The 20,743-nt window shown below is 69.0% G+C and carries 23 protein-coding genes and 1 pseudogene; 9 read left to right on the top strand and 15 right to left on the bottom strand.

Annotation, left to right across the window (positions count from 1 at the left end; all coding sequences use genetic code 11):
- Positions 1-29: 29 nt before the first annotated feature.
- From ACH49X_RS28535 to ACH49X_RS28515, 5 genes are all read left to right on the top strand, one after another.
- On the top strand, positions 30-839 hold the full coding sequence (locus ACH49X_RS28535) for a TIGR00730 family Rossman fold protein (RefSeq protein ID WP_195082626.1): 810 nt from the start codon (positions 30-32) through the stop codon (positions 837-839).
- Entirely contained in the window at positions 833-1,402 is a 570-nt protein-coding gene (locus tag ACH49X_RS28530) for a TIGR00730 family Rossman fold protein (protein ID WP_397071339.1), read from the top strand. The genes ACH49X_RS28535 and ACH49X_RS28530 overlap by 7 nt, the downstream gene beginning before the upstream one ends.
- 4 nt (positions 1,403-1,406) lie before the next feature.
- Positions 1,407-3,176, top strand: coding sequence for a long-chain-acyl-CoA synthetase (locus ACH49X_RS28525; protein WP_357209300.1), 1,770 nt, complete (start codon positions 1,407-1,409; stop codon positions 3,174-3,176).
- Positions 3,177-3,401: 225 nt separating this feature from the next.
- Positions 3,402-4,286, top strand: coding sequence for a dihydropteroate synthase (gene folP / locus ACH49X_RS28520; protein WP_195082629.1), 885 nt, complete (start codon positions 3,402-3,404; stop codon positions 4,284-4,286).
- On the top strand, positions 4,283-5,221 hold the full coding sequence (locus ACH49X_RS28515; RefSeq protein WP_195082630.1) for a glucosyl-3-phosphoglycerate synthase: 939 nt from the start codon (positions 4,283-4,285) through the stop codon (positions 5,219-5,221). Before folP ends, ACH49X_RS28515 begins: the two co-directional genes overlap by 4 nt.
- Before the next feature lie 28 nt (positions 5,222-5,249).
- On the opposite strand, the gene ACH49X_RS28510 is transcribed toward ACH49X_RS28515, so the two are convergent.
- From ACH49X_RS28510 to sigE, 7 genes are all read right to left on the bottom strand, one after another.
- Complete coding sequence (locus tag ACH49X_RS28510; RefSeq protein ID WP_195082631.1) at positions 5,250-5,585, bottom strand: hypothetical protein; 336 nt, start codon at positions 5,583-5,585, stop codon at positions 5,250-5,252.
- Between the two features lie 413 nt (positions 5,586-5,998).
- Positions 5,999-6,367 (bottom strand): hypothetical protein, encoded by a 369-nt coding sequence (locus tag ACH49X_RS28505; RefSeq protein ID WP_195082632.1) that lies wholly within the window; start codon positions 6,365-6,367, stop codon positions 5,999-6,001.
- A 486-nt stretch (positions 6,368-6,853) separates the two neighbouring features.
- Entirely contained in the window at positions 6,854-7,711 is an 858-nt protein-coding gene (locus tag ACH49X_RS28500) for a hypothetical protein (RefSeq protein WP_195082633.1), read from the bottom strand.
- A gap of 52 nt (positions 7,712-7,763) precedes the next feature.
- A complete protein-coding gene (gene tatB, locus ACH49X_RS28495; RefSeq protein ID WP_067804157.1) occupies positions 7,764-8,180 on the bottom strand; it encodes a Sec-independent protein translocase protein TatB in 417 nt (138 codons plus the stop codon).
- Positions 8,181-8,629: 449 nt separating this feature from the next.
- Positions 8,630-10,168 carry a S1C family serine protease gene (locus ACH49X_RS28490; protein WP_195082634.1) on the bottom strand — a complete coding sequence of 513 codons (1,539 nt, stop codon included), beginning with the start codon at positions 10,166-10,168 and terminating at the stop codon, positions 8,630-8,632.
- Positions 10,169-10,178: 10 nt separating this feature from the next.
- Complete coding sequence (locus ACH49X_RS28485; RefSeq protein ID WP_195046890.1) at positions 10,179-10,577, bottom strand: hypothetical protein; 399 nt, start codon at positions 10,575-10,577, stop codon at positions 10,179-10,181.
- Positions 10,578-10,638: 61 nt separating this feature from the next.
- Positions 10,639-11,298 (bottom strand): RNA polymerase sigma factor SigE, encoded by a 660-nt coding sequence (sigE, locus tag ACH49X_RS28480; protein ID WP_323124753.1) that lies wholly within the window; start codon positions 11,296-11,298, stop codon positions 10,639-10,641.
- A gap of 286 nt (positions 11,299-11,584) precedes the next feature.
- Between sigE and ACH49X_RS28475 the strand changes: the two genes are divergently transcribed.
- From ACH49X_RS28475 to ACH49X_RS28465, 3 genes are all read left to right on the top strand, one after another.
- Positions 11,585-12,217 (top strand): O-methyltransferase, encoded by a 633-nt coding sequence (locus tag ACH49X_RS28475; RefSeq protein WP_371855915.1) that lies wholly within the window; start codon positions 11,585-11,587, stop codon positions 12,215-12,217.
- A gap of 75 nt (positions 12,218-12,292) precedes the next feature.
- The gene (locus ACH49X_RS28470) at positions 12,293-12,526 is read left to right on the top strand and encodes a hypothetical protein (RefSeq protein WP_195082635.1); all 234 of its coding nucleotides are present in this window, start codon (positions 12,293-12,295) and stop codon (positions 12,524-12,526) included.
- A 231-nt stretch (positions 12,527-12,757) separates the two neighbouring features.
- Entirely contained in the window at positions 12,758-12,988 is a 231-nt protein-coding gene (locus ACH49X_RS28465) for a hypothetical protein (protein WP_195082636.1), read from the top strand.
- A 16-nt stretch (positions 12,989-13,004) separates the two neighbouring features.
- Here the strand turns inward: ACH49X_RS28465 and glgC are convergent, their stop codons facing one another.
- Entirely contained in the window at positions 13,005-14,219 is a 1,215-nt protein-coding gene (gene glgC / locus ACH49X_RS28460) for a glucose-1-phosphate adenylyltransferase (RefSeq protein WP_357112413.1), read from the bottom strand.
- Positions 14,220-14,356: 137 nt separating this feature from the next.
- Between glgC and glgA the strand changes: the two genes are divergently transcribed.
- The gene (glgA, locus tag ACH49X_RS28455; protein ID WP_195082666.1) at positions 14,357-15,511 is read left to right on the top strand and encodes a glycogen synthase; all 1,155 of its coding nucleotides are present in this window, start codon (positions 14,357-14,359) and stop codon (positions 15,509-15,511) included.
- A gap of 9 nt (positions 15,512-15,520) precedes the next feature.
- On the opposite strand, the gene ACH49X_RS28450 is transcribed toward glgA, so the two are convergent.
- The 7 genes and pseudogenes from ACH49X_RS28450 to ACH49X_RS28420 form a co-directional block, all read right to left on the bottom strand.
- Positions 15,521-16,396, bottom strand: a complete 876-nt coding sequence (locus ACH49X_RS28450) for a putative RNA methyltransferase (protein ID WP_195082638.1) — start codon at positions 16,394-16,396, stop codon at positions 15,521-15,523.
- Positions 16,397-16,564, bottom strand: a complete 168-nt coding sequence (locus ACH49X_RS28445; protein WP_011211259.1) for a DUF3117 domain-containing protein — start codon at positions 16,562-16,564, stop codon at positions 16,397-16,399.
- Between the two features lie 141 nt (positions 16,565-16,705).
- Positions 16,706-17,290, bottom strand: a complete 585-nt coding sequence (locus tag ACH49X_RS28440) for a DNA-3-methyladenine glycosylase I (RefSeq protein WP_323124756.1) — start codon at positions 17,288-17,290, stop codon at positions 16,706-16,708.
- 5 nt (positions 17,291-17,295) lie between these two features.
- Complete coding sequence (locus ACH49X_RS28435) at positions 17,296-17,616, bottom strand: DivIVA domain-containing protein (protein ID WP_195082640.1); 321 nt, start codon at positions 17,614-17,616, stop codon at positions 17,296-17,298.
- Positions 17,617-17,906: 290 nt separating this feature from the next.
- Positions 17,907-19,043, bottom strand: a complete 1,137-nt coding sequence (locus tag ACH49X_RS28430; RefSeq protein WP_195082641.1) for an Mrp/NBP35 family ATP-binding protein — start codon at positions 19,041-19,043, stop codon at positions 17,907-17,909.
- A 19-nt stretch (positions 19,044-19,062) separates the two neighbouring features.
- Positions 19,063-19,920 carry a lytic transglycosylase domain-containing protein gene (locus ACH49X_RS28425; RefSeq protein ID WP_195082642.1) on the bottom strand — a complete coding sequence of 286 codons (858 nt, stop codon included), beginning with the start codon at positions 19,918-19,920 and terminating at the stop codon, positions 19,063-19,065.
- A 113-nt stretch (positions 19,921-20,033) separates the two neighbouring features.
- A pseudogene (locus ACH49X_RS28420) lies at positions 20,034-20,743 on the bottom strand (lytic transglycosylase); the annotation flags it as partial.

Here is a 20,743-nt window from a genome sequence, read left to right as displayed (position 1 = left end):
CCCCCTTGCCGGGCGGTAGCGTGGAACGCATGTCCACCGACGCCGCGGACCGTGAGGTCACCAACAAACCGAAGTCGACACCGAAGTTCCGCGGGCCGATCATGTTCCGCCGCGACCGGGCCGACGGTGTCAGCACCGCCGACCGGAACTTGCTGGACAAGCGCGGCGATACGGACTGGGTGCACACCGATCCCTGGCGGGTGCTGCGTATCCAAGCCGAGTTCGTCGAGGGCTTCGGCGCTCTCGCCGAGGTCCCCCGAGCGGTGACCGTCTTCGGCTCCGCGCGCACCTCCGCCGACCATCCGGAGTACCAGGCCGGGCTGGCCATCGGCGCCGCGCTGGCGCGTGCGGGTTTCGCGGTGATCACCGGCGGCGGTCCCGGCGCGATGGAGGCCGCCAACCGCGGCGCCTGCGAGGCGGGCGGCTACTCGATCGGCCTCGGCATCGAGCTGCCGTTCGAGCAGAGCCTCAACGACTGGGTCGATCTGGGCATCAATTTCCGGTACTTCTTCGTCCGCAAGACGATGTTCGTGAAGTACTCGCAGGCGTTCATCTGCCTGCCCGGCGGCTTCGGCACGCTCGACGAGTTGTTCGAGGCGCTGACGCTGGTGCAGACCCACAAGATCACCCGGTTCCCGATCATCCTGTTCGGCACCAGGTATTGGTCCGGGCTGGTCGATTGGTTGCGCGATTCGCTGGGCGGCTCAGGCAAGATCTCCCCGGGCGACCTCGGACTGCTGCACGTGACCGACAGCGTCGACGAGGTCGTGGACATCATTCAGGCCGCCGCGATAGCAGGCGGCGCCGAGGACGCGATCGGGACGGAGGATCAGTGGTGAGCGAGCGGCCTTTCGCCGTCTGTGTCTATTGCTCGGCGAGCACGACCGACCAGGACCACCTGTCGCTTGCCGCCCGGGTGGGCACCGAGATCGCCCGGCGCGGTTGGCAATTGGTGTCCGGTGGCGGGCACGTCTCGATGATGGGCGCGGTCGCCACCGCGGCGCGCGCCGGCGGGGCGAACACGATCGGCGTGATCCCCAAGCACCTGGTGCATCGTGAGGTCGCCGATGTCGACGCCGACGAACTCGTCGTCACCGACACCATGCGCCAGCGCAAGCAGGTGATGGAGGACCGCGCCGACGCCTTCCTCACCCTGCCCGGCGGGATCGGCACGCTGGAGGAGTTCTTCGAGACCTGGACCGGCGGCTATCTGGGACAGCACGGGAAACCCGTTGTTGTGCTTAATCCCAATGGATTCTTCGACGGTTTGTTCTCCTGGCTGGACGAGCTGTACGAGCGGAAGTTCGTGCCCCAGACAGCACTGTCCCGGATTACCGTGGTGACCGATCTCCCGTCCGCCTTCGCGGCGCTGGAGGCGCGCCTACCCCGTGAGGAGAACTGAAGACGTGAGCACCGCTGCCCGCTCGACGGTGAGTTTGGCCGACCTCGCCCGGCATCTCCCCGCGATGGCCATGGACGCGCCTGGCATGCTGCGCAACGCGCTCAACATGCTCGTGACACCGGATTCCAAGTCGTCGGTGGGCCTGTACTTCCAGCGCAACGCCCACCGGCATCCCGACCGCCCGTTCCTGCGGTTCGAGGGCGCGGTCTACACCTACGGCGCGGCCAACGCGGAGGTCAACCGGTATGCGAGCGTGCTCGCTGCGCGAGGGGTGCGGCGCGGCGACGTGGTGGGCGTGCTGATGACCAACCGGCCGGAGACGCTGTTCGTCGTGCTGGCCACGGTCAAGCTCGGGGCCACCGTGGGACTGCTCAACCATCACCAGCGTGACCAGGTGCTGGCGCACAGCATCGGCCTGCTCGACAGCGTGCTGAACGTGGTCGGCGCGGAATGTGCCGATGCGATCGACTCGCTGCCCGAACCGCCCGCCAACGTCCTCGCGGCCGACGAACTCCGCGCGGCCGCCCGCGACGCCGACGACGGCGACCCGCCGAGCTGTGCGGAAGTCACCGCGCGCGAGCGGGCGTTCCTCATCTTCACCTCCGGTACCACCGGACTGCCGAAGGCCAGCGTGATGACCCATCTGCGCTGGACCAAGAGCATGGCCGGACTGGGTGGCCTCGGTATCCGCCTGCACGGCAACGACACCATGTACTGCTGCCTGCCGCTGTACCACAACAACGCCCTCACCGTCGCGTTGTCCGCGGTGCTCGCCTCCGGCGGCACGTTCGCGCTCGGCCGGAGTTTCTCCGCGTCCCGGTTCTGGGACGAGGTGATCCGCGAACAGGCCACGGCGTTCATCTACATCGGCGAGCTGTGCCGCTACCTGGTCAATCAGCCCGCCAAGCCGACCGACCGGCAGCATTCGATCCGGCTCGCCGTCGGCAACGGATTGCGTCCGGAATTGTGGGACGAGTTCAAGTCCCGGTTCGGCATCGACCGCATCGTGGAGTTCTACGGCGCCAGCGAGGCGAACATCGCCTTCGTCAACGCCTTCGGCGTGGACCGAACGGCGGGTTTCGGCCCGCTGCCGTATGCGGTCGTCGAATACGACGAGGAGACCGGAAAGCCCAAGCGCGACAAGAAGGGCCGCCTGCGCCGTGTCGGCGCCGGTGGCGTCGGCCTGCTGCTGGCGAAGGTGACCGACCGCTCCCCGTTCGACGGTTACACCGACAAGGACGCCTCCGAGGCCAAGCTGGTGCGCGACGGCTTCGAAGCGGGGGACGTCTGGTTCGACACCGGCGATCTGGTGCGCGACCAGGGCTGGCACCACATCGCGTTCGTGGACCGGCTCGGCGACACGTTCCGCTGGAAGGGGGAGAACGTGGCGACCACCGAGGTGGAGGGCGCGCTGAGCAAGGCGGAGTCGATCGAGCAGGCGGTGGTCTACGGCGTGGACATCCCCGGCGCCGACGGTAAGGCGGGCATGGCCGCGGTGACGCTGCGGCCCGGCGCCGAATTCGACGGCGCGGCGGTGGCGAAGCTGGCCTACGAGCGATTGCCCGGGTATGCCGTTCCGCTGTTCGTCCGGATCGTGCACGAGCTGGAGCAGACCTCGACGTTCAAGAGCCGCAAGGTAGAACTGCGCAAGCAGGGCTACGCCGATGACCCCGACAGCACGCTGTACGTCCTCGCTGGCCGCACCGAGGGCTACATCCCCGCCTACGCCGATTACGCCGCCGATGTAGCGGCGGGGCGCGTCCCGAAGAGCTGACGGTCACCCGCGGAAACAGCCTGGTGGCGGTGGTCGCCACCGCGGTGCCGCAGGACTGCGCGCTGATCTTGTGGCACTCGACTGGTACGGTCTGGGAATTAGGAGACGACCGGTTTCGCGAACACTTGGTCACCCGTCGGGTACCCCCGGACCCGCCGCACGACTCGACCGCGATCCTGTTTCCTGATTTGTACGGCCTGATTCGCGGAGAGGCGGGACAGCGACATGTTCAGCTCGACCGCGGCGCCGCTTCCCACGCTGTGCGGACGGCCGGTGGCGACGGATCGAGCGCTGGTGATGGCGATCGTGAACCGCACCCCGGACTCGTTCTACGACCGCGGCGCCACCTTCACCGACGCGGCGGCCATGGATGCCGTGGCACGCGCGGTGGACGAGGGCGCCGACCTCGTCGACATCGGCGGAGTGAAAGCCGGGCCGGGTGATTCGGTGGACGCCGCCGAGGAAACGCGCCGGGTGGTGCCGTTCGTGGCGGCCATCCGCGCGAAGTACCCCGAGCTGCTGATCAGCGTCGACACCTGGCGCGCCGAGGTGGCGGCGGCCGCGGTGGGCGAGGGAGCGGACCTGATCAACGACACCTGGGCCGGTGCCGATCCCGACCTGATTCCGGTGGCCGCCGCGCACGGCGCGGGTGTGGTGTGCAGTCATACCGGTGGCGCGGTGCCGCGCACCAGGCCGCACCGGGTGCGCTACGCCGACGTGGTGGGCGAGGTCACCGACACGGTGGTGCGGGCCGCGGAGAACGCGCTCGCGGCGGGGGTGCGCCGGGATTCGATCCTGATCGATCCGACGCACGATTTCGGCAAGAACACCTACCACGGTCTCGAACTGTTGCGCCGAGTCGACGTTCTTGTAAAAACCGGATGGCCAGTCTTGATGGCGCTGAGCAACAAGGATTTCATCGGGGAGACTCTAGGTGTCGGTCTTTCCGAACGGCTGGAGGGCACATTGGCGGCGACAGCGTGGTCGGCGGCGGCAGGCGCCAGAGTCTTTCGTGTCCACGAAGTCGCCGCGACCCGGCGGGTCGTGGACATGATCGCCGCTATCCAGGGCATCCGGCCCCCCGCACGAACCTTGCGAGGTCTGGCATGACATTTCAACACCGTGAGCCCGCTTGGGCGACGACCAATACCTGGGACACCCCGAACTGGCGCGTGGACGAGCTCGTCTGCGCGAAGGCCGGGCGCACCGTGTCGGTGGTGCTGCCCGCGCTGAACGAAGAACGCACCGTGGCCGACGTGGTGGCCAGCATCCGGCCGCTGCTCGGCACGCTGGTGGACGAGCTGATCGTGCTCGACTCCGGTTCGACCGACGCCACCGCAGAGCGGGCCCGCGCCGCGGGCGCCGAGGTGATCAGCCGCGAGCAGGCGGTGCCGGAGCTGGAGCCGGTCGCGGGCAAGGGCGAGGTGCTGTGGCGCTCCCTGGCGGTGACCAGCGGCGATCTGATCGCCTTCGTCGACTCCGACCTCATCGATCCCGATCCCGCCTTCGTGCCGAAACTGCTCGGCCCGCTGCTCACGGTCGATGACCTGCACCTGGCCAAGGCGTATTACCGCAGGCCGTTGCGGCAGGGCGGCGCGGTGGACGCGCACGGCGGCGGCCGCGTCACCGAGCTGGTCGCCCGGCCCCTGCTCGCGGCGCTGCGACCGGAGCTCTCGCAGGTATTGCAGCCGCTCGGCGGTGAATACGCGGGCACGCGCGAACTGCTCACCTCGGTGCCGTTCGCACCGGGCTACGGGGTGGAGATCGGGCTGCTGCTCGACACTTACGACCGGCTGGGCATGTCCGCGATCGGCCAGGTCAACCTCGGTGTGCGCACGCATCGCAACCGGCCGCTGGCCGACCTGGGCGTGATGAGCCGCCAGATCCTCGGCACCGTGCTCGGTCGCAGCGGCATCCAGGACTCCGGCGCCGCGCTGACCCAGTTCCCGCTGATCGGGGACGAGTTCACCGCGCATCGCACCGAGGTCTCCCTGCTGGACCGGCCGCCGATGAACACCCTCCGGCCCGCCTGCGCCGCGGCCTGACTCGTTCTCACGCCGTACGTGGGTGCGGTCAGACCCCTTCCGCATGCGGATCGCGCATGTATCCGGCCTCGATCAGGGTGCGGAAGGCCGCGTACTTGTAGACGCACGCGGCGGGTTCACAGATCCGGTGGCGCTGCATGATCTCGTGAGCTTCCGCCACGGTCAACGGCTCGACCAGTGCTCGCTGCGGCCTGCCGATCGGACAGGTCGGCAAGGCGGGGACGGGCAGTTGTTCCGCGATCGCGTGCTCGGCGACGCCGACCCGGCGCCTTCGAGTCGCCGGTCCGTGCAGCAACACAATGGTGGCGACCAGGCTCGCTGCGCCGACGAGCGAGCAGAGGACGGCGATCTGGGTGGCGGTCACGGCGCATTCTCCTCTCGGTGGGGCGGGCCGGGCAGAACGTGGCGGGGCCGAAGCGCAACGCACCGTCACCTACATGCAGTTAACTTGTAGCAAATCAAGTGTGGGCCGAGCGGGCTCGCCATGCAAGTGGAATCGGGAGGCGCGGGGGGCCGGTCTCGGCTCTGTCGCGGGTATGCCCGTCGGCTGGCGGACCAATCCGCCGCGTGGGCGCAACTTTGGCGATGGTCGGCGTTCTCCGCAGCTGAAGCGGGGTGAAGTCGCTGTCACCGGCTTCGCTTAGCCGGGGGGTGAGCAGATGTCCGAGTGTTGCGGGCGCGGAAACGGCCCGTCCGGGAGGTGGGCTGGCCGCGGTGCGTCGGGCTTGGTGTGATCGTCGCATCTTCCGCAGCGCCGCGCGTACGGTTAACCTCAGGCTACTTGTCGTGGCGAAGGTGATCCGGCAGCAGCACCTGGTCCGCCGCTTCGCCGTGGGCCGGATCCGCGGTCGCGTCGCGGGGTTCATCAGCGGCAGGCGATTGCTCGCGTTCCTCGAGCCCGGCATCGGCCGACTCGGCGTCGGCCGACTCGGCGTCGGCGGATCGCGGTTCGTCGGATCGCGGTTCGTCGTCCACCGGGCCCTCCGTCTCGGGCGGCATGGCCGACTGCTCCCGCTCGAGCCGGGCCTGGAGATCGGCGACGGTGACGCGCGCCTTCGACCCGGCCGGCCGCAGCAGCACGCTGATGATCAGGCCGACCATGCCCACCGCCAGGACGGCCCCGCCGATCAGCAATAGCGGATTCACGATTTCCTCCTAGCCGGACGCTCACATGTCCGTTTCGCGGAGAGTGGTTATCGTCCAGCTATTCAATCATCCGTGTATAAACTCGGTGGGGGCAGGGCTGGTGACCGGCGCCACATCGAGTAGGTCGGGCTTGTGGAGGCTGTCAGAGTTGCATCTGCCAGGTAGCGAACGGGTGCGCTGCGTTTGTTGGTGGATTGGGGACTTCGACCGTTGGTGCGGTCCTGCGCTCGCATGCGGTGACCAGATATTTGCTGAAAGTTATTGCGTCAGTGGGTCGGACACGCGCGGGAAATCTCGACACGCGGACTCGGTCTCTTCCACTTGCCGATAACGAGATCGAACATCCGGCGGTCGGTGCAAGGGGACGCGAGATGCGGCGCCGCAGCGTCCGGCCGGACGGGAACGTCGATTGTTCGGCTGGCGCACCCGTGCTCCGCGCGAAGCCGAGCCGATCGCGGATCGGCGGGTTTCCGCCCGGGTCGCGGCTCAGCGGCGCAGACCCGTTGCGGGCGATCTGTTCTCCGGATCGTGGCGGTAGACCGGCGTGAGCAGTTCGGCCTCCAGCGGTTCGCCGGTGGCGCGGTCGAAACGGCAGGCGATCAGCACCGAGAACAGGTGGTTGCCCGCCCGCTCGTGCAGGGTGGCCAGCCGGGTGGCGAGCAGCCGGATCGCGCCGAGCGAACCGGGCGGATGCATGCCATCGATCATGAGCACGCTGCCCCGCCCATCGGGCCTGGGAAGCCTGCCCAGGTAGGCGATGTCGTGCGGTTCGGGTCCACCCGGCCGGTACACCCGCCGCGCCGCCCGATCCTCGATGCCCCGGCGCGCGTCGCCCATTCTGGCCACCGCGCGGCGCAATCGCGGGTCGGCGGCGACCAACTGACGCAGACTCGGGGAAAGCTCCGGCCCGCCCAGCACGATCAGGCCGTCGCGCCGCAGGTCGATCGGACGGCCCGGTAGGAAATGCTCGACCGCCACGTTGAACCCGAGTTCGCGTAGCAGCTCGGCCAACCGTTGCGGCGCCGCGGGATCCGGCGCGCCGATCACCCGCCCGGCCCGCACCTCGGGGACGAGCACGGTGAGCGAACCGTGCCCGAAGAACAGCCCTTCCGGCGCGGGCCCCTGCGTACTCACCTGGTGGATGCGGGCCCGGGAAAGTCCGGCCGCCGCACCGATTCTGGCGAACGTCCAGCCTTCGGCATGGAGCTCCCGGATCACGGCACGCCGAATCCTGGTCAGTTCGTTGATGGTCTGCTGGGCCGCCGCCACCCCGTCGGTGGCCGCCTTCAGTCGCTCGACCTTGTCCTCGATCGCGAACACGCGCGCCACGTCATCGGCCGACATGTGCGAAGTCTAGACAGCTGAACAGCTCAATGCGTCTAGTCTGCTTGACGACTCAGGTGGCGTCGGTGTCGATCGGGGGACGCTCGTTGCGCTCCAGAGGCTTATCCAACTTGGGCATCGGATAGTCCGGCATCCCGCTGTTCGTGCTGTAGAGGTCCTTGGGATCGGGCAGCGCGCTGTCGAAATCCCGGAACAGTGAATCGTCGCCGTTGAGAAGATGTTTGGTCACCATCGCCCGCGGCGTCATACCGCGCAGCTGATTCAGGTCGGCCAGCGGCTTGCGCAGATCCTCGAACTCCGGCCCCAGCTCCTCTTTCAGTTGCGAGGTGGCGCCGCTCGCGTAATCGCGCACCTGCCGCAAGCTGCGCGTGGTCCAGCGCACGGCGCCGGGCAAACGCTCCGGGCCGAGAATCACGAGGGCGGCGACGAGCAGGATGACCATCTCGCTCCAGCCGATGTTGCTGAACACGTATCCAGGCTACCTGGCCAGCTCGGCAGGCCGTCCATTGATAGCCGACCGGGAAATGAACGGTGGGTGTTGTTCGGGCTTTTCCAGGCCCCGCAAACACCCACCGCGCACACCAGACAATGATCTATGTGGGGTAGATCACAATCTTGCCGTTGTGTATTCCGCCGTAGCAGTACTCCACGCCGTCCGTCGCCACCGCGGTATGTCCCCCACCGGGGCGGCAGTCGAACCAGTCGACGTACGTGTCGTTCGTGGTAGCGCCGGCCGAGGCTCCGGAAAGCCCCATGGTGGTGACCGCCGCCATAGTGGATCCGAGAACGAAAATGGCGAGATGACGCATTGAACCCCCCATGCTGCTCGATTTCGACAGCGTGACTCTATCCGATGCGGTTTTACGGGATCCAGCGAAAATCAGGGGGTTCGGCGATATTCGCTGCCGCGGCGAACGGCTAGTCGGATTCCAGGGTCACCGGGACGTCGACACGGCGGCCTTCGCGGATGAGCTGGACCACCACGGTCTGTCCGATCTTGTTGGACTGTTCGGCCACCGTGAACTCATCGGAACTGGTGACCTCCCGATCGCCGACCCGCACGATGACATCGCCTTCCACGATGCCCGCCCGCGCGGCCGGACCGTTCGGTGAGACGTCGGCCACGGCGGCTCCGCTCATGACGTCGTTGGCGACCGTCTTGCTGCGAGCGGACAGGCCCATGGTCGGGTGGTGCACCACGCCGTCGCGGATCAAGGTCTGCGCGACCTCGGTCATCTTGTCCACCGGGATCGCGAAGCCGAGGCCGACCGAGCCGCCGGTCTCGCTGCGGATGGCGGTGTTGATGCCGATGACCCGGCCGTCCATGTCCACCAGCGCGCCACCGGAGTTACCCGGGTTGATCGACGCGTCGGTCTGCACGGCGTCGATCACGGCCTTCGTGTCGCTGCCCTCGCCCTCCAGCTTCACGGGCCGGTGCAGCGCGCTGACGATGCCCGAGGTCACCGTCTTGCTCAGGCCGAGCGGCGAACCGATGGCCAGCACATCGTCGCCGACCTGGACGTTGCCGGACTTGCCGAGCTGGGCGACGGTGAGATTCTTCACATCGACCTTCAGCACGGCCAGGTCCGTCTTCGGGTCGCGGCCGACGATCTGGGCGGGCACCCGGGTGCCGTCGGAGAACTGCACCTGGATCGCGGAGCGGTTGGTCTTGTCCTGCGCGGCCATCGAAACGACGTGGTTGTTGGTGACCACGTAGCCGCCGCCGTCGATCACCACGCCGGAACCGGTGGCGCCGTTCTCGCCGACGGTCACCCGGATGGACACGACCGACGGCAGCACGGCGTTGGCGACCTGGGCGATCAGCCCGTGCGGACGGTTGCCGTCGCCGCCCTGCTCGAGCGTCACCTTGCGCGAGGTGAGGGTCGATGCGGTGTCCGCGGTCAGGCGCCCGACCAGCCCGCCGAGCAGGCCGATGACGAGCGCGACCAGGGCGAGCAGCGCCAGCGCCTTCGGCGCGACCCTGGAGCCGAACAGCACTTCGCGGGCGCTGAGCTTCTCGGCCCGCGGCAGCGCCTCCGGCTTCGGCGTCGGCACCGCGGGAGCGCCGAGGCGCGCGACGGCCTCCGGATCACGCCACGGATCGGCCGGTCCCGCGACGGGAGCCTGGCCACCGGCCGCGTCGGGATCGCGCTGCAGGAGTTCGGTGGAGCCTTCGGGGCGGCCGAAGGCCTCGGCCAGCACCGCGTCGGGCGGCCGGTTCTGCGGTTCGGGACCCGACTGCGGCGCGGGCCCCGCCTTGCGCAGCGGCAGTGGATCGGCGAACGAACCGGACAGGCCGGACGGTCTGCGGAAGGCCCGCGCGGTGTGCGTGTCGACATGGGGCCGGTAGACCGGGCGCGGACCGAGCACGGGTGCGTCCGGCGGACGGAGATTCCCGCGGTTGGCCGCCGAATCCGAGGTATCGGCCGATCCGGAATTCGTCGATTCGGTGGTCACTCGGGAAACTCTACTTGCGCCACCATGTGGTCCACCGGGTCGCGGTGAACGAATCGGTCAGAAAACCGAAAACCGCGTCGTTGCGCCCGGACTGACCGGATGCCGAGGACGGCGTGCGGCCACTGGACGCGCCGCCTGGCAGCTCCGCGAGGGGGATCCTGGTCAAGCTGTCGTGCAGCCCGGTCGGGATCGCGACCTGACCCGCGTGCCGCAGCGCGATGCGCGCCTGCTGCTGGGCGTCGACCTCCGCCGCGCACTCCGGACACAGCGAGAGGTGCTGAGCGGCGCGCAGGTAGGCGTTCATCCGCAACTCACCGTCCACGTACGCCGCGATCGCCTCACTCGCCAGATGCTCGGTGGGGCGAAAACGGGGCGGACGACGACCGGACGTGCTGAAGTCGCCACTCATTCGGTGCTCACCCTTCCAACCGACATCGACCGATGTTCGGGCGATGCCGGCTTCCGACGAATCACCCTATGTTCGCTTCAGCGGCGAACCGCTGCTCACTTCCATTATGCGCAAGGTAGTCGCGCAGGGCCTGGCGTCCACGGTGGATCCGACTGCGCACGGTGCCCAGTTTCACGCCGAGCGTAGCGCCGATCTCCTCGTAGGACAGCCCCTCGATGTCACACAGGACCACCGCGGCGCGGAACTCCGGCGCGAGCGAATCCAGGGCCGATTGCAGGTCGGGATCCAGTCGGGCGTCGTGGTAGGCCTGCTCCGGCCCGGGGCCGTCGGCGGGCACCCGGTCGTAGTCCTCCGGCAGCGCTTCCATCCTGATCCGGTTGCGGCGGCGCACCATGTCCAGGAACAGGTTGGTGGTGATGCGGTGCAGCCATCCCTCGAAGGTGCCGGGTTGATAGTTCGACAGCGAACGGAACACCCGGATGAACGTCTCCTGGGTGAGGTCCTCCGCGTCCTGTGCGTCGCCGGAGAGACGGTAGGCCAGGCGATAGACCCGGTCCGCGTGCTCGCGGACGAGTTCGTCCCACGTGGGCATCGCCGACCGGTCACCGGTGGCATCGAAGGCAGCAGTCCCGCTCAGCTCGACCGCGTCCTCGGCGGACTCGGCCTCGACCGGCAGGATCTGCTCGGGCAGGGTGGCGTATTCGCGCGCCGCATCGACCATGTGGATGGGGCTACCTCCTACTAGGGACCGCAAACGTAGGGAACTCGCTCCGGACCGGGTCTACGGTCCGTCACGTACGGATACAACCGACAACCGGTATGTCGTTGTTCCCGCGTCCCGTGTAAACACGGTCGGTGGTCTTGCGTTGCCCATACTCTTTCTGGTCCTGATATGGCCGGGTTATGGAGATCCTGAGGGTCGCCTGAGAAAACCGGCGGCGGAAATGGCGGGCGGCGCGTGTTGTCCGGAACGCCGAGATCACCCGCCCGGCGTTAGCCTCATACCCGTGGCATCGAATCTGGAGCGGAATCTCGCCTATGTGGAGGAATCCGTCGTGGAAGACGAAATCCTCGTCAGCGCGCGGGAACGGGCCACCGAACTCGGCGCGGTGCCGGTGCCGCCCTCGGTGGGCGCGCTGCTGAGCATGTACGCGCAGTTGCTCGGTGCGCGGGCGGTGGTCGAGGTCGGTACCGGCGCGGGGATCAGCGGGCTGTGGCTGCTCGACGGCATGCGCGAGGACGGCACGCTGACCACGATCGATTCCGAGCCGGAGCATCAGCGCGCGGCCAAGGAGGCGTTCCGCGCCGCCGACATCCCGCCCGCGCGCACCCGCATGATCAACGGGCGCGCGCTGGACGTGCTGCCCCGGCTGGCCGACGGCGCCTACGACCTGGTCTTCATCGACGCCGCGCCGCTGGAGCATCCGGAGTACGTCGCCCAAGCGGTGCGTCTGCTGCGCGAGGGCGGCGCCATCCTGCTGCACAACGCGCTGCTGGGTGGGCGCGTCCCCGATCCGGCGCAACGCGATCCGGCCACGCAGGCGGTGCGCGCCGCGACCCGCGCCATCGCGGAGAATCCGGAACTCACCTGTGTGCTGATCCCGGTCGGCGACGGGTTGCTCTGCGCCGCACGAGGATAGCGGTTCGCGGGCGTTCTGATTTCATCCCGGAATCCGGGGTATGCGCTGAGAAAGAACTCAGTGAGGAAAACTGTTATGCGTGAACTAACTCCCCTCGAAGTAGCGGCGATGGGGGACGTCGTGACCGAACGGCGAACGAGTTGGCTGCGGCCGACGATGTTGGCCCTGCTGCTCGTGATTCTGGGAGCGGTGGCGGTCATGATCGTGGTGAGCAACACCGATTTCGACACCGGCCCCGAGAAAACCACTCCGCCCCCCGGATCGTGCGAGCCGTTCTGCACCCAGAACGTCGCCCCGCCCGCACAGTAATCCCGCCGTCGGCAGCGCCCCTCCGGCCGAATAGGCCCGCCGCCGAAGTATTTCCGGACTTCCGGGCCGCGCGCCAGCTTCTCATCGCGATGGCGCCACCCGCCGGTGACCGGCGGCGTTCGCGAAAAGCCCACCCTGGCGCCACGGTTCGGCGCATGATGCCGCGAAATCCGAAAGATCGCCGATACTGGTAAAGGTCACGTTCCGAATGGATCGGGAAGCGGGTGCGGCATGGTCATGATGATGTTTCTCTGGGATGAAGACGAGCGTCGTCCCAAGCCCATCCATTGGGGCCGGACCATGATCGCGTTCGCCGGGGTGCTGCTGTTCGCCGTGCTGGTGGTCTATTTGGTGAGTACCGCCGATTTCGGCGGCGCTTCGAAATCCACCGTGCCGCGCACGCCGGGCCCTTGCGCGCCGTTCTGCATCAATTCGCCCGCGCCGCAGCCGGGCACGCCCTAGGAACGGTCCGGGACTGTCACACCCAGACGCCCTTGCCCACCGTGACGACGCCCCCGTTGCTGACGGCGAAGCGGCTGCGATCACGCGCAAGGTCCACCCCGATGATCTCGCCCTCGCCCACGACGACATTCTTGTCCAGGATGGCGCGCCGCACCACCGCGCCGCGCCCGATCCGCACGCCCGGCATGAGCACGCACCCTTCGACGGTGGCGCCGTCGTCGACCATGACGTTGGCGCTGAGCACCGAGTTGCGGACGGTGGCGGCCGACAGGATGCTGCCCGCGCCGACGATGCATTCCTGCGCCAGGCCGCCCTGGGCGAACTTCGCGGGAGGCAGGTTCTCGGCCGCCCCGCGGATCGGCCAGTGGCGGTTGTAGAGGTTGAACACCGGATGCACCGAGACCAGGTCCATATGCGCGTCGTAGAACGCGTCGATGGTGCCGACATCGCGCCAATAGCCGCGGTCGCGATCGGTGGCTCCTGGCACGTCGTTGTCGGCGAAGTCGTAGACACCCGCCTGCCCCGCCGCCACCAGGGCCGGGATGATGTCACCGCCCATGTCGTGGTCGGAATCGGAGTCGTCCGCGTCCGCCCGGATCGAGTCGACGAGCACTTTGGTCGTGAAAACGTAGTTGCCCATCGACGCGAACGTGACATTGGGGTCGTCCGGGGTGCCGGGCGGATGCGCGGGCTTCTCCAGGAACTGGGTGATGCGGCCGGACTCGTCGCTGTCGATGCATCCGAACGCGCTCGCCTGGCTGCGCGGCACCCGGATGCCGGCCACGGTCACGCCTGCGCCGGATTCGATGTGATGGCGCACCATCTGCTCCGGGTCCATCCGGTAGACGTGATCGGCGCCGAAAACCGCGATGTATTCCGGGTCCTCGTCGTAGATCAGGTTCAGCGATTGCAGGATCGCGTCCGCGCTGCCGGTGTACCAGCGCGGTCCGAGCCGCTGCTGTGCGGGCACGGGGGTGATGTACTCGCCCGCGAAACCGGACAACCGCCAGGTCTGGGAGATGTGCCGGTCCAGCGAATGCGACTTGTACTGGGTGAGCACGCACAGCCGCAGGAAACCCGCGTTGACCAGGTTGCTGAGGACGAAATCGATGAGACGGTAGGCGCCGCCGAACGGGACGGCGGGCTTGGCGCGGTCGGCCGTGAGTGGAAAGAGTCGCTTGCCCTCACCACCGGCGAGCACGATTCCGAGTACGTGCGGCTGGCTCCTCACACCTGCCAAACTACCGGGTGAAGCGTCTGTGAGTGGCCGCCGCGGAGCCGAACGTCTAGTTTGGATCGGTGAGTTTCGGCACGAACGGCGGGCACTCGGCGGTGGATTCCGGCGAGCGGGACCGGCTTCGCGTCGCGATGCTGACCCGCGAGTATCCCCCCGAGGTGTACGGCGGAGCGGGCGTGCACGTCACCCAACTGACGGCGCATTTGCGTCACCTGTGCGAGGTGACCGTGCACTGCATGGGAGTCGAGCGCGCCGACGCCGTGGTCCATCAACCGGATTCCGCGCTCTACGCCGCCAACGCCGCGCTGCAGATGATGTCGGCCCAGCTGCGGATGGCCGACGCGGTGGGTGAGGTGGACGTGGTGCACTCGCACACCTGGTACAGCGGCTTGGCCGGTCATCTGGCCGCGGCCCTCTACGGCGTCCCGCACGTGCTGACCGCTCATTCCCTGGAACCGCGCAGGCCGTGGAAGGCCGAGCAGCTCGGCGGCGGCTACCGGCTCTCGTCCTGGTCGGAGCGCAACGCCGTGGAACACGCCGACGCCGTCATCGCGGTGAGCGAAGGCATGCGCCACGACGTGCTCGACGCCTATCCCTCGGTGGACCCGGACCGCGTGCACGTGGTGCACAACGGCATCGACGGCGCGGTCTGGCATCCCGGCCCACCGGCAGGTGACGAACCGCCGGTGCTGGCTGAACTCGGTGTGCGGACCGACCTTCCCATCGTCGCCTTCGTCGGCCGCATCACGCGCCAGAAGGGCGTCGGCCATCTGCTGGCCGCGGCCCGCGACTTCGACCCCGACATCCAGCTCGTGTTGTGCGCGGGCGCGCCGGACACGCCCGAGCTGGCGCAGGAGGTGGCCGCGGCGGTCCAGGAGCTGCGACGCCGGCGCGGCGGCGTGTTCTGGGTGCGCGAGATGCTGCCCACCGAGCGGATCAGGCAGATCCTCGCCGCCGCGTCGCTGTTCGTGTGCCCGTCGGTGTACGAACCGCTGGGCATCGTGAACCTGGAGGCGATGGCCTGCGCGACCGCGGTGGTCGCCTCCGACGTCGGCGGCATCCCCGAGGTGGTCGACGACCGCAACGGACGACTGGTGCACTACGACGCGGGCGCCGCCGCCGACTACGAGCGCGGGCTCGCCGCCGCCGTGAACGAGGTGGCCGGTAACCCGGAGCTGGCCGCCCGGCTGGGCGCAGCGGGGCGCGAGCGCGCCGTCTCCGAGTTCGACTGGGCGCGCATCGCGGCCCGCACCGTCGCGGTCTACGACGAGGTCAGGAAGGGCTGAGCCGCGCGATCACGCCGCCCGGCGGTAGGTGCCGACGACGACCGACGCGGTCACCTCGACCGTCTCCGGCAGCAGCGCCAGCCGCTGCGCTCCGGCGGCGGCGTGATGCGCGGACGGACCCATGCCGACCACATGGCCGACGTCGGTCCTGGCGAGCGTCATCGGATACTCGACCAGCGTCCGGTCGACGGGCTCGAGATGTCCCGCCATCGCCGCGTCGAGCCTGCTGTTCTTGTCGGGGTCGACGCGCACCATGTCCAGCGGCTCGATCAGCTCGCGCAAGTGGCCCGCGGTGGGTGTGGCGACCACGAAGCGACCGTCCTCGGCGAGCACCCGGGCGATCTCGCCGGGGTTGCGCGGGGCGAAGACGGAAAGTACGCAGGCCAGCGCGCCGTCGCGGATCGGTAACCCGCGCCATGCGTCGGCGAGCACGGCCGCGGCGCGCGGGTGCGCGCGGGCGCACCGGCGGACGGCGGGTTTGGCCACGTCCAGCCCGATGCCGACGGCCGGGGGAGCGGCGTCGAGTGTCCGGGCGAGGTAGTAGCCGGTGCCCGCGCCGATCTCCAGTACCGGGCCGTCGGTCCCGCGCGCGGTGGCGGCGCGCGTCACCGCGTCGGCGATCGGCGCGAAGTGGCCTTCGCTCTGAAAAGCGGCGCGGGCGTCGAGCATGGCCGCGGTGTCCCCGGTCATCTTGGTCGACGCACCGGTCAGCAGGCTGACGTAGCCCTGTCTGGCGACGTCGAAGCTGTGCCCGCGACCGCAGCGCAGTGCTCGATCCCGCGGCTCGAGCGCGAGCGGCGCGGCGTCCCGGTGCGCCCGCGAACATTCCGGGCAGGCCAGGACGCCGGCCGCGGCGGCGAGCGCCGAGGGGTCAGCCGGGGCCACTCAGCTCGTGACGCTCTTCAGTTCGTCACCGAGCGCCGCTGCTTCGTCCGGCGTGAGTTCGACGACCAGACGCCCGCCACCCTCGAGTGGAACCCGCATGACGATTCCACGCCCTTCTTTGGTTGCCTCGAGGGGACCGTCCCCGGTGCGGGGCTTCATGGCCGCCATCCTCTGCTCCCTCCAGATCTGCGCGGTCCTTTGCGCACTTTCTTGGAACTCCAGTTGTCACCAACCAGTGAGCTCGCCGGCGTTTGGCGAGCTACACCCGTCCCATTCTTCCCTATCGCCGATGTGGACGGATAGCTGAGTTCAAAAAGTGACCGGTCGGCTCGTGTCGGGCCGGGCGCTGCCCACCCAGCAGTCGGCCACATGATCATCGACCATTCCGGTCGCCTGCATCAGGGCGTAGGCCGTGGTCGGCCCGACGAACCGGAAGCCACGGCGCTTCAATTCTTTTGCCATAGCGATGGATTCGGGTGTGGTGGCCGGTACCTCGGCGCCGGAGCGCGGGCGCGGGCGCGGCGGCGGGGCGAACGACCAGAGCAACTCGTCCAGGCCGACGTCGAGGTCACGGGCGACGCGGGCGTTGGCGATGGCCGCGTCGATCTTGCTGCGGTTGCGGACGATGCCCGCGTCGGCCATCAGCCGGGCGACGTCGTCGTCATCGAACTCCGCGACTCGCGCGATCGAGAAATCGGCGAACGCGGCGCGGAAGGCGGGGCGTTTGCGCAGGATGGTCAGCCAGGACAGCCCGGATTGGAACGCCTCCAGGCAGAGTCGCTCGAACAAGGCGTCGTCGCCGTGCAGGGGCTTGCCCCACTCGTTGTCGTGATAGTCGCGGTAGAGCTGAGAATCCAGCGGCCACGCGCAGCGGACCAGCCCGTCGTCGGCGATGGCGCTCACTTCGACTCCGGCGCGATCGGCGTCTGCCAGTGGGCCGCGCGAGCCTCGGCCAGCTGGTGCTGGAGCTCATCGATCCGCGCGGCCAGCCGGGCCAGCGCCCAATCCACTTCCCCGGCTTTGTAGCCGCGCACCACCTGCTGGAATCGCAACGCGCGCACGTCCGCCCCGGTGATCCCTTCCACCGGCAACACGGTGGCCGTCGTGCCCTCCGGCAGCGGCCCCAACTCCTCCGACCGCCCGAACACCGCACTGGCCAGTAGGAACAGGACCGCGGCGACCAAGCCGACGATCAGCACGTACAACAGCATGGTGAGCATGGCACGAGCTTATTAGTGCGTGCTGTGTTTGTTTTCCAGCGCCTGCGGCGCTGGGTGTTCGCGGCCCCCTTATGGCTCGCGTCCGAGCGACCGCCGCTAGCGACTTCGTCGCGGACGCGGCGGCCACTCGGACGCGAGCCGGGCCGCGAACGGCGGATGCTCGGTCTCGCTTCGCTCGAAAGACGGGGTTGAGGTGAGCTGGGCGCGTCGGCGTTGGACGGCGGCACTTCGATGTGGGTGACTTACCCGACTTGGGTCCGGTGCGGCCTCTACTTGGTTCCGGTGCGGCGTTACAAGTGCCGGGTGGTGTCGATGCCGAGTGACATGCCGGCGAGGCCGCGGCGGCGGACGGCGAGTTTGTCGGCGACCTCGGCCAAAGCCTTGGCGGCGGGGTTCTCGGGGTCGCGCAGCACGATCGGGGTGCCCTCGTCGCCCGCTTCGCGCAGCGCCTGTTCGATGGGGATCTGGCCGAGCAGCGGCACGGTCGCGCCCACCGCGCGGGTGAGCCGGTCGGCGACGGCCTGCCCGCCGCCGGAGCCGTACAGGTCCATCCTGGTGCCGTCCGGCAGGTCCAGCCAGGACATGTTCTCCACCACGCCCGCGATGCGCTGCCGGGTCTGCAGCGCGATCGCGCCCGCCCGCTCGGCCACCTCGGCGGCGGCGGGCTGCGGTGTGGTGACGACCAGGATCTCGGCGTTCGGGATCAGCTGGGCGATGGAGATCGCGACGTCGCCGGTGCCGGGCGGCAGATCGAGCAGCAGGATGTCCAGGTCACCCCAGAACACGTCGGCGAGGAACTGTTGCAGCGCCCGGTGCAGCATCGGGCCGCGCCAGACCACGGGGGTGTTGCCCTGGGTGAACTGCGCGATCGAGATCATCTTCACGTCGTGCGCGATCGGCGGCATGATCATCCGCTCCACCTGCGTCGGCCTGGCGTCGGTGCCGAGCATGCGGGGGATGGAATGACCGTAGATGTCCGCGTCCAGCACTCCGACGGACAGGCCGCGCGCGGCCATGGCGGCGGCCAGGTTCACCGTGACGCTGGACTTGCCGACACCGCCCTTTCCGGAGGCGACGGCGTAGACGCGGGTGAGCGAGCCGGGCTGGGCGAAGGGGATGACCGGATCGGCGGAGTCGCCGCGCAGCTGCTTGCGCAGTGCGGTGCGTTGCTCGTCGTCCATCACGTCGAGGTCGACGGTGATCGCGCCCACACCGGGCACGTCGGCGATGGCCTTGCTCACCCGCTGCGTGATCTCGGTGCGCAGGGGGCAGCCCGCCGTCGTCAGATAGATCTCCACGTGGACATCGCTGTCGGCGCCGATGACGACGCTTTTCACCATGCCCAGCTCGGTGATCGGCTTGCGGATCTCCGGGTCGTCGACCTTCGCGAGGGCACCCCGCACATCCGATTCCGTAACCACTGGCATGGCAGGAATTTTAGGCGTGTCAGATTTTCGGCAGGTCTCCGGCCCGGGGTGCGACCCCCGTGCTGTAGGAGGTCTCCCATGCCATGACGTTCGCGACGTAGGCCATCGAGTGGTTGTAGCGGAGGATCGCCTTGGACTGTTGGGCCAGGTCACGCATGTTCAGGCCGCCGTCGCAGAGGTAGCGTCCCGCCGTCAGCGCGGCGTCGAAGAGGTTCTGCGGATCGGCGATGCCGTCGCCGTTGCCGTCGGCCGCGTAGCGCTTCCAGGTGTCGGGCAGGAACTGCATCGGGCCGATCGCGCGGTCGTAGCCGTCCAGGCCGTCCAGCGCGCCGTCGTCGGAATCGCGGACGACGTGGTTGCCCGTGAGCGAGCCGTCCAGCACGGGGCCGTAGACGGGGCTGAGCGGGTTGCCGTCGGCGTCGGCTTTGCCGCCGTACGCGTGGGTGGACTCGACCCGGCCGATACCGGCCAGCAGCGACCACGGCATGCCGCACACCGGATTCTCGGCCGCGAGGATCCGTTCGGCGTTCTCGTACGCCGCGACGGCGACGCCGGGGATGCCGAGCGGCCCGGCCGGCATCGCGGCGGCCTGCCGGCCGCTCGGCAGGGCAACGGTTTTCACCACGGGCGTCGCCGTGGGCGCGGCCTTGGCCATGGCGTGCGCGGCGAATTCTGCCCCGGCGACGGGCTCGGCGAGCGCTTGCGCGGCGCCTTGGACGTCGTCCTCCGGGATGTGTACGGCGGTCGCGAGCGGCGCGGTGTCGCCCACCTCGGAGGCGGCCGTGACGGATACCAGCCCTGCGGGAACCAATCCGGTCAACGCGATGACGGAACTCCGTCGGACGGTGGCAGGCGGTTGTTTTCGATGACGCCCCACGGTGTGGTGACCCTCCCATGACTCGCTGTGAGCCCTTTGTTATGGAACCAAGGGAAGGGTACCGCATCCGAGATCTTTTTGTTACTGCTTCGTGATCTGATGCAAGGTTTGAATCACTGCTGGGGCGCGGCCGGTGGCGCGGGAAGGGGGATGACGATGCCGAAGGGCAAGGTGATGCCGGGCGGCGGCGTGGGTGTGGGCTCGGCGGCGGGGGCCGTTTCGGGCTCGGGTGCGGGCGGTGTGGTGGTAGCGACTTCGGATTCGGGGCGGGATTCGTCGCCGGGGGCAGGTAGGTCCGCCGGGAGGGGAGTGGGCTCCGCGGTGGCGAGCGTGGTGTCGGGCTGTCCGCATCCGGCGGCGAGCTGGTCTTGGGTGCCCGGCTGTCCGGCGGCGCCGGGTTGTGCCGCGACGCCGGGCTCCGCGGGCTTGCCCGCCAGGGCGGGATCGGAGTTACGCGGCTCGGCCGGCGCCGCGCCGTAGGACTGCTGTGGCGCCAGCGGTACGCGGGCGGTCCCGGGTAGGTCCGGGAACGGCATCGGTGCTGGAACAGATTGCCCCGCACACGGATTCACCTGCGGCGGAGCCGGGCAGAAGATCCCGCACGGGATCGGCGGCAGACCGGGCAGCGTGATCATCACCTGCGTGGGCTGCGGTCGCGGCCGCGGCGCCCGGTACTGTTCGGCCGGCTCGGTGGCCGGGGTGGTGGTGCGCACCGCGGTCATGTCGGCGCCAGGCCCCACCGGCGGCAACGACCCCGGCGCCACCAGATCCGGCGACACCCGCACCGGCGTCGGCGAACCACCCGTCCGATACGCCCGCGCCC

Origin of the sequence: Nocardia sp. NPDC019323, from assembly GCF_044389845.1 — a bacterium.
In the GTDB taxonomy this organism is placed as follows: domain Bacteria; phylum Actinomycetota; class Actinomycetes; order Mycobacteriales; family Mycobacteriaceae; genus Nocardia; species Nocardia implantans.
Note: the sequence above shows the minus strand (reverse complement) of the source record. Positions and strands in the feature narration are given on the sequence as shown.

Coding starts and splice junctions, on each gene's coding strand:
- ACH49X_RS28535 (WP_195082626.1), top strand. CDS start 30: ATGTCCACCGACGCCGCGGACCGTGAGGTCACCAACAAACCGAAGTCG.
- folP (WP_195082629.1), top strand. CDS start 3,402: ATGTTCAGCTCGACCGCGGCGCCGCTTCCCACGCTGTGCGGACGGCCG.
- ACH49X_RS28515 (WP_195082630.1), top strand. CDS start 4,283: ATGACATTTCAACACCGTGAGCCCGCTTGGGCGACGACCAATACCTGG.
- ACH49X_RS28500 (WP_195082633.1), bottom strand. CDS start 7,711: ATGTCGGCCGATGACGTGGCGCGCGTGTTCGCGATCGAGGACAAGGTC.
- ACH49X_RS28485 (WP_195046890.1), bottom strand. CDS start 10,577: ATGAGTGGCGACTTCAGCACGTCCGGTCGTCGTCCGCCCCGTTTTCGC.
- sigE (WP_323124753.1), bottom strand. CDS start 11,298: ATGGTCGATGCGGCGCGCGAATACGCCACCCTGCCCGAGCAGATCCTG.
- ACH49X_RS28470 (WP_195082635.1), top strand. CDS start 12,293: ATGCGTGAACTAACTCCCCTCGAAGTAGCGGCGATGGGGGACGTCGTG.
- ACH49X_RS28465 (WP_195082636.1), top strand. CDS start 12,758: ATGGTCATGATGATGTTTCTCTGGGATGAAGACGAGCGTCGTCCCAAG.
- glgA (WP_195082666.1), top strand. CDS start 14,357: ATGCTGACCCGCGAGTATCCCCCCGAGGTGTACGGCGGAGCGGGCGTG.
- ACH49X_RS28445 (WP_011211259.1), bottom strand. CDS start 16,564: ATGGCGGCCATGAAGCCCCGCACCGGGGACGGTCCCCTCGAGGCAACC.
- ACH49X_RS28435 (WP_195082640.1), bottom strand. CDS start 17,616: ATGCTCACCATGCTGTTGTACGTGCTGATCGTCGGCTTGGTCGCCGCG.
- ACH49X_RS28430 (WP_195082641.1), bottom strand. CDS start 19,043: ATGCCAGTGGTTACGGAATCGGATGTGCGGGGTGCCCTCGCGAAGGTC.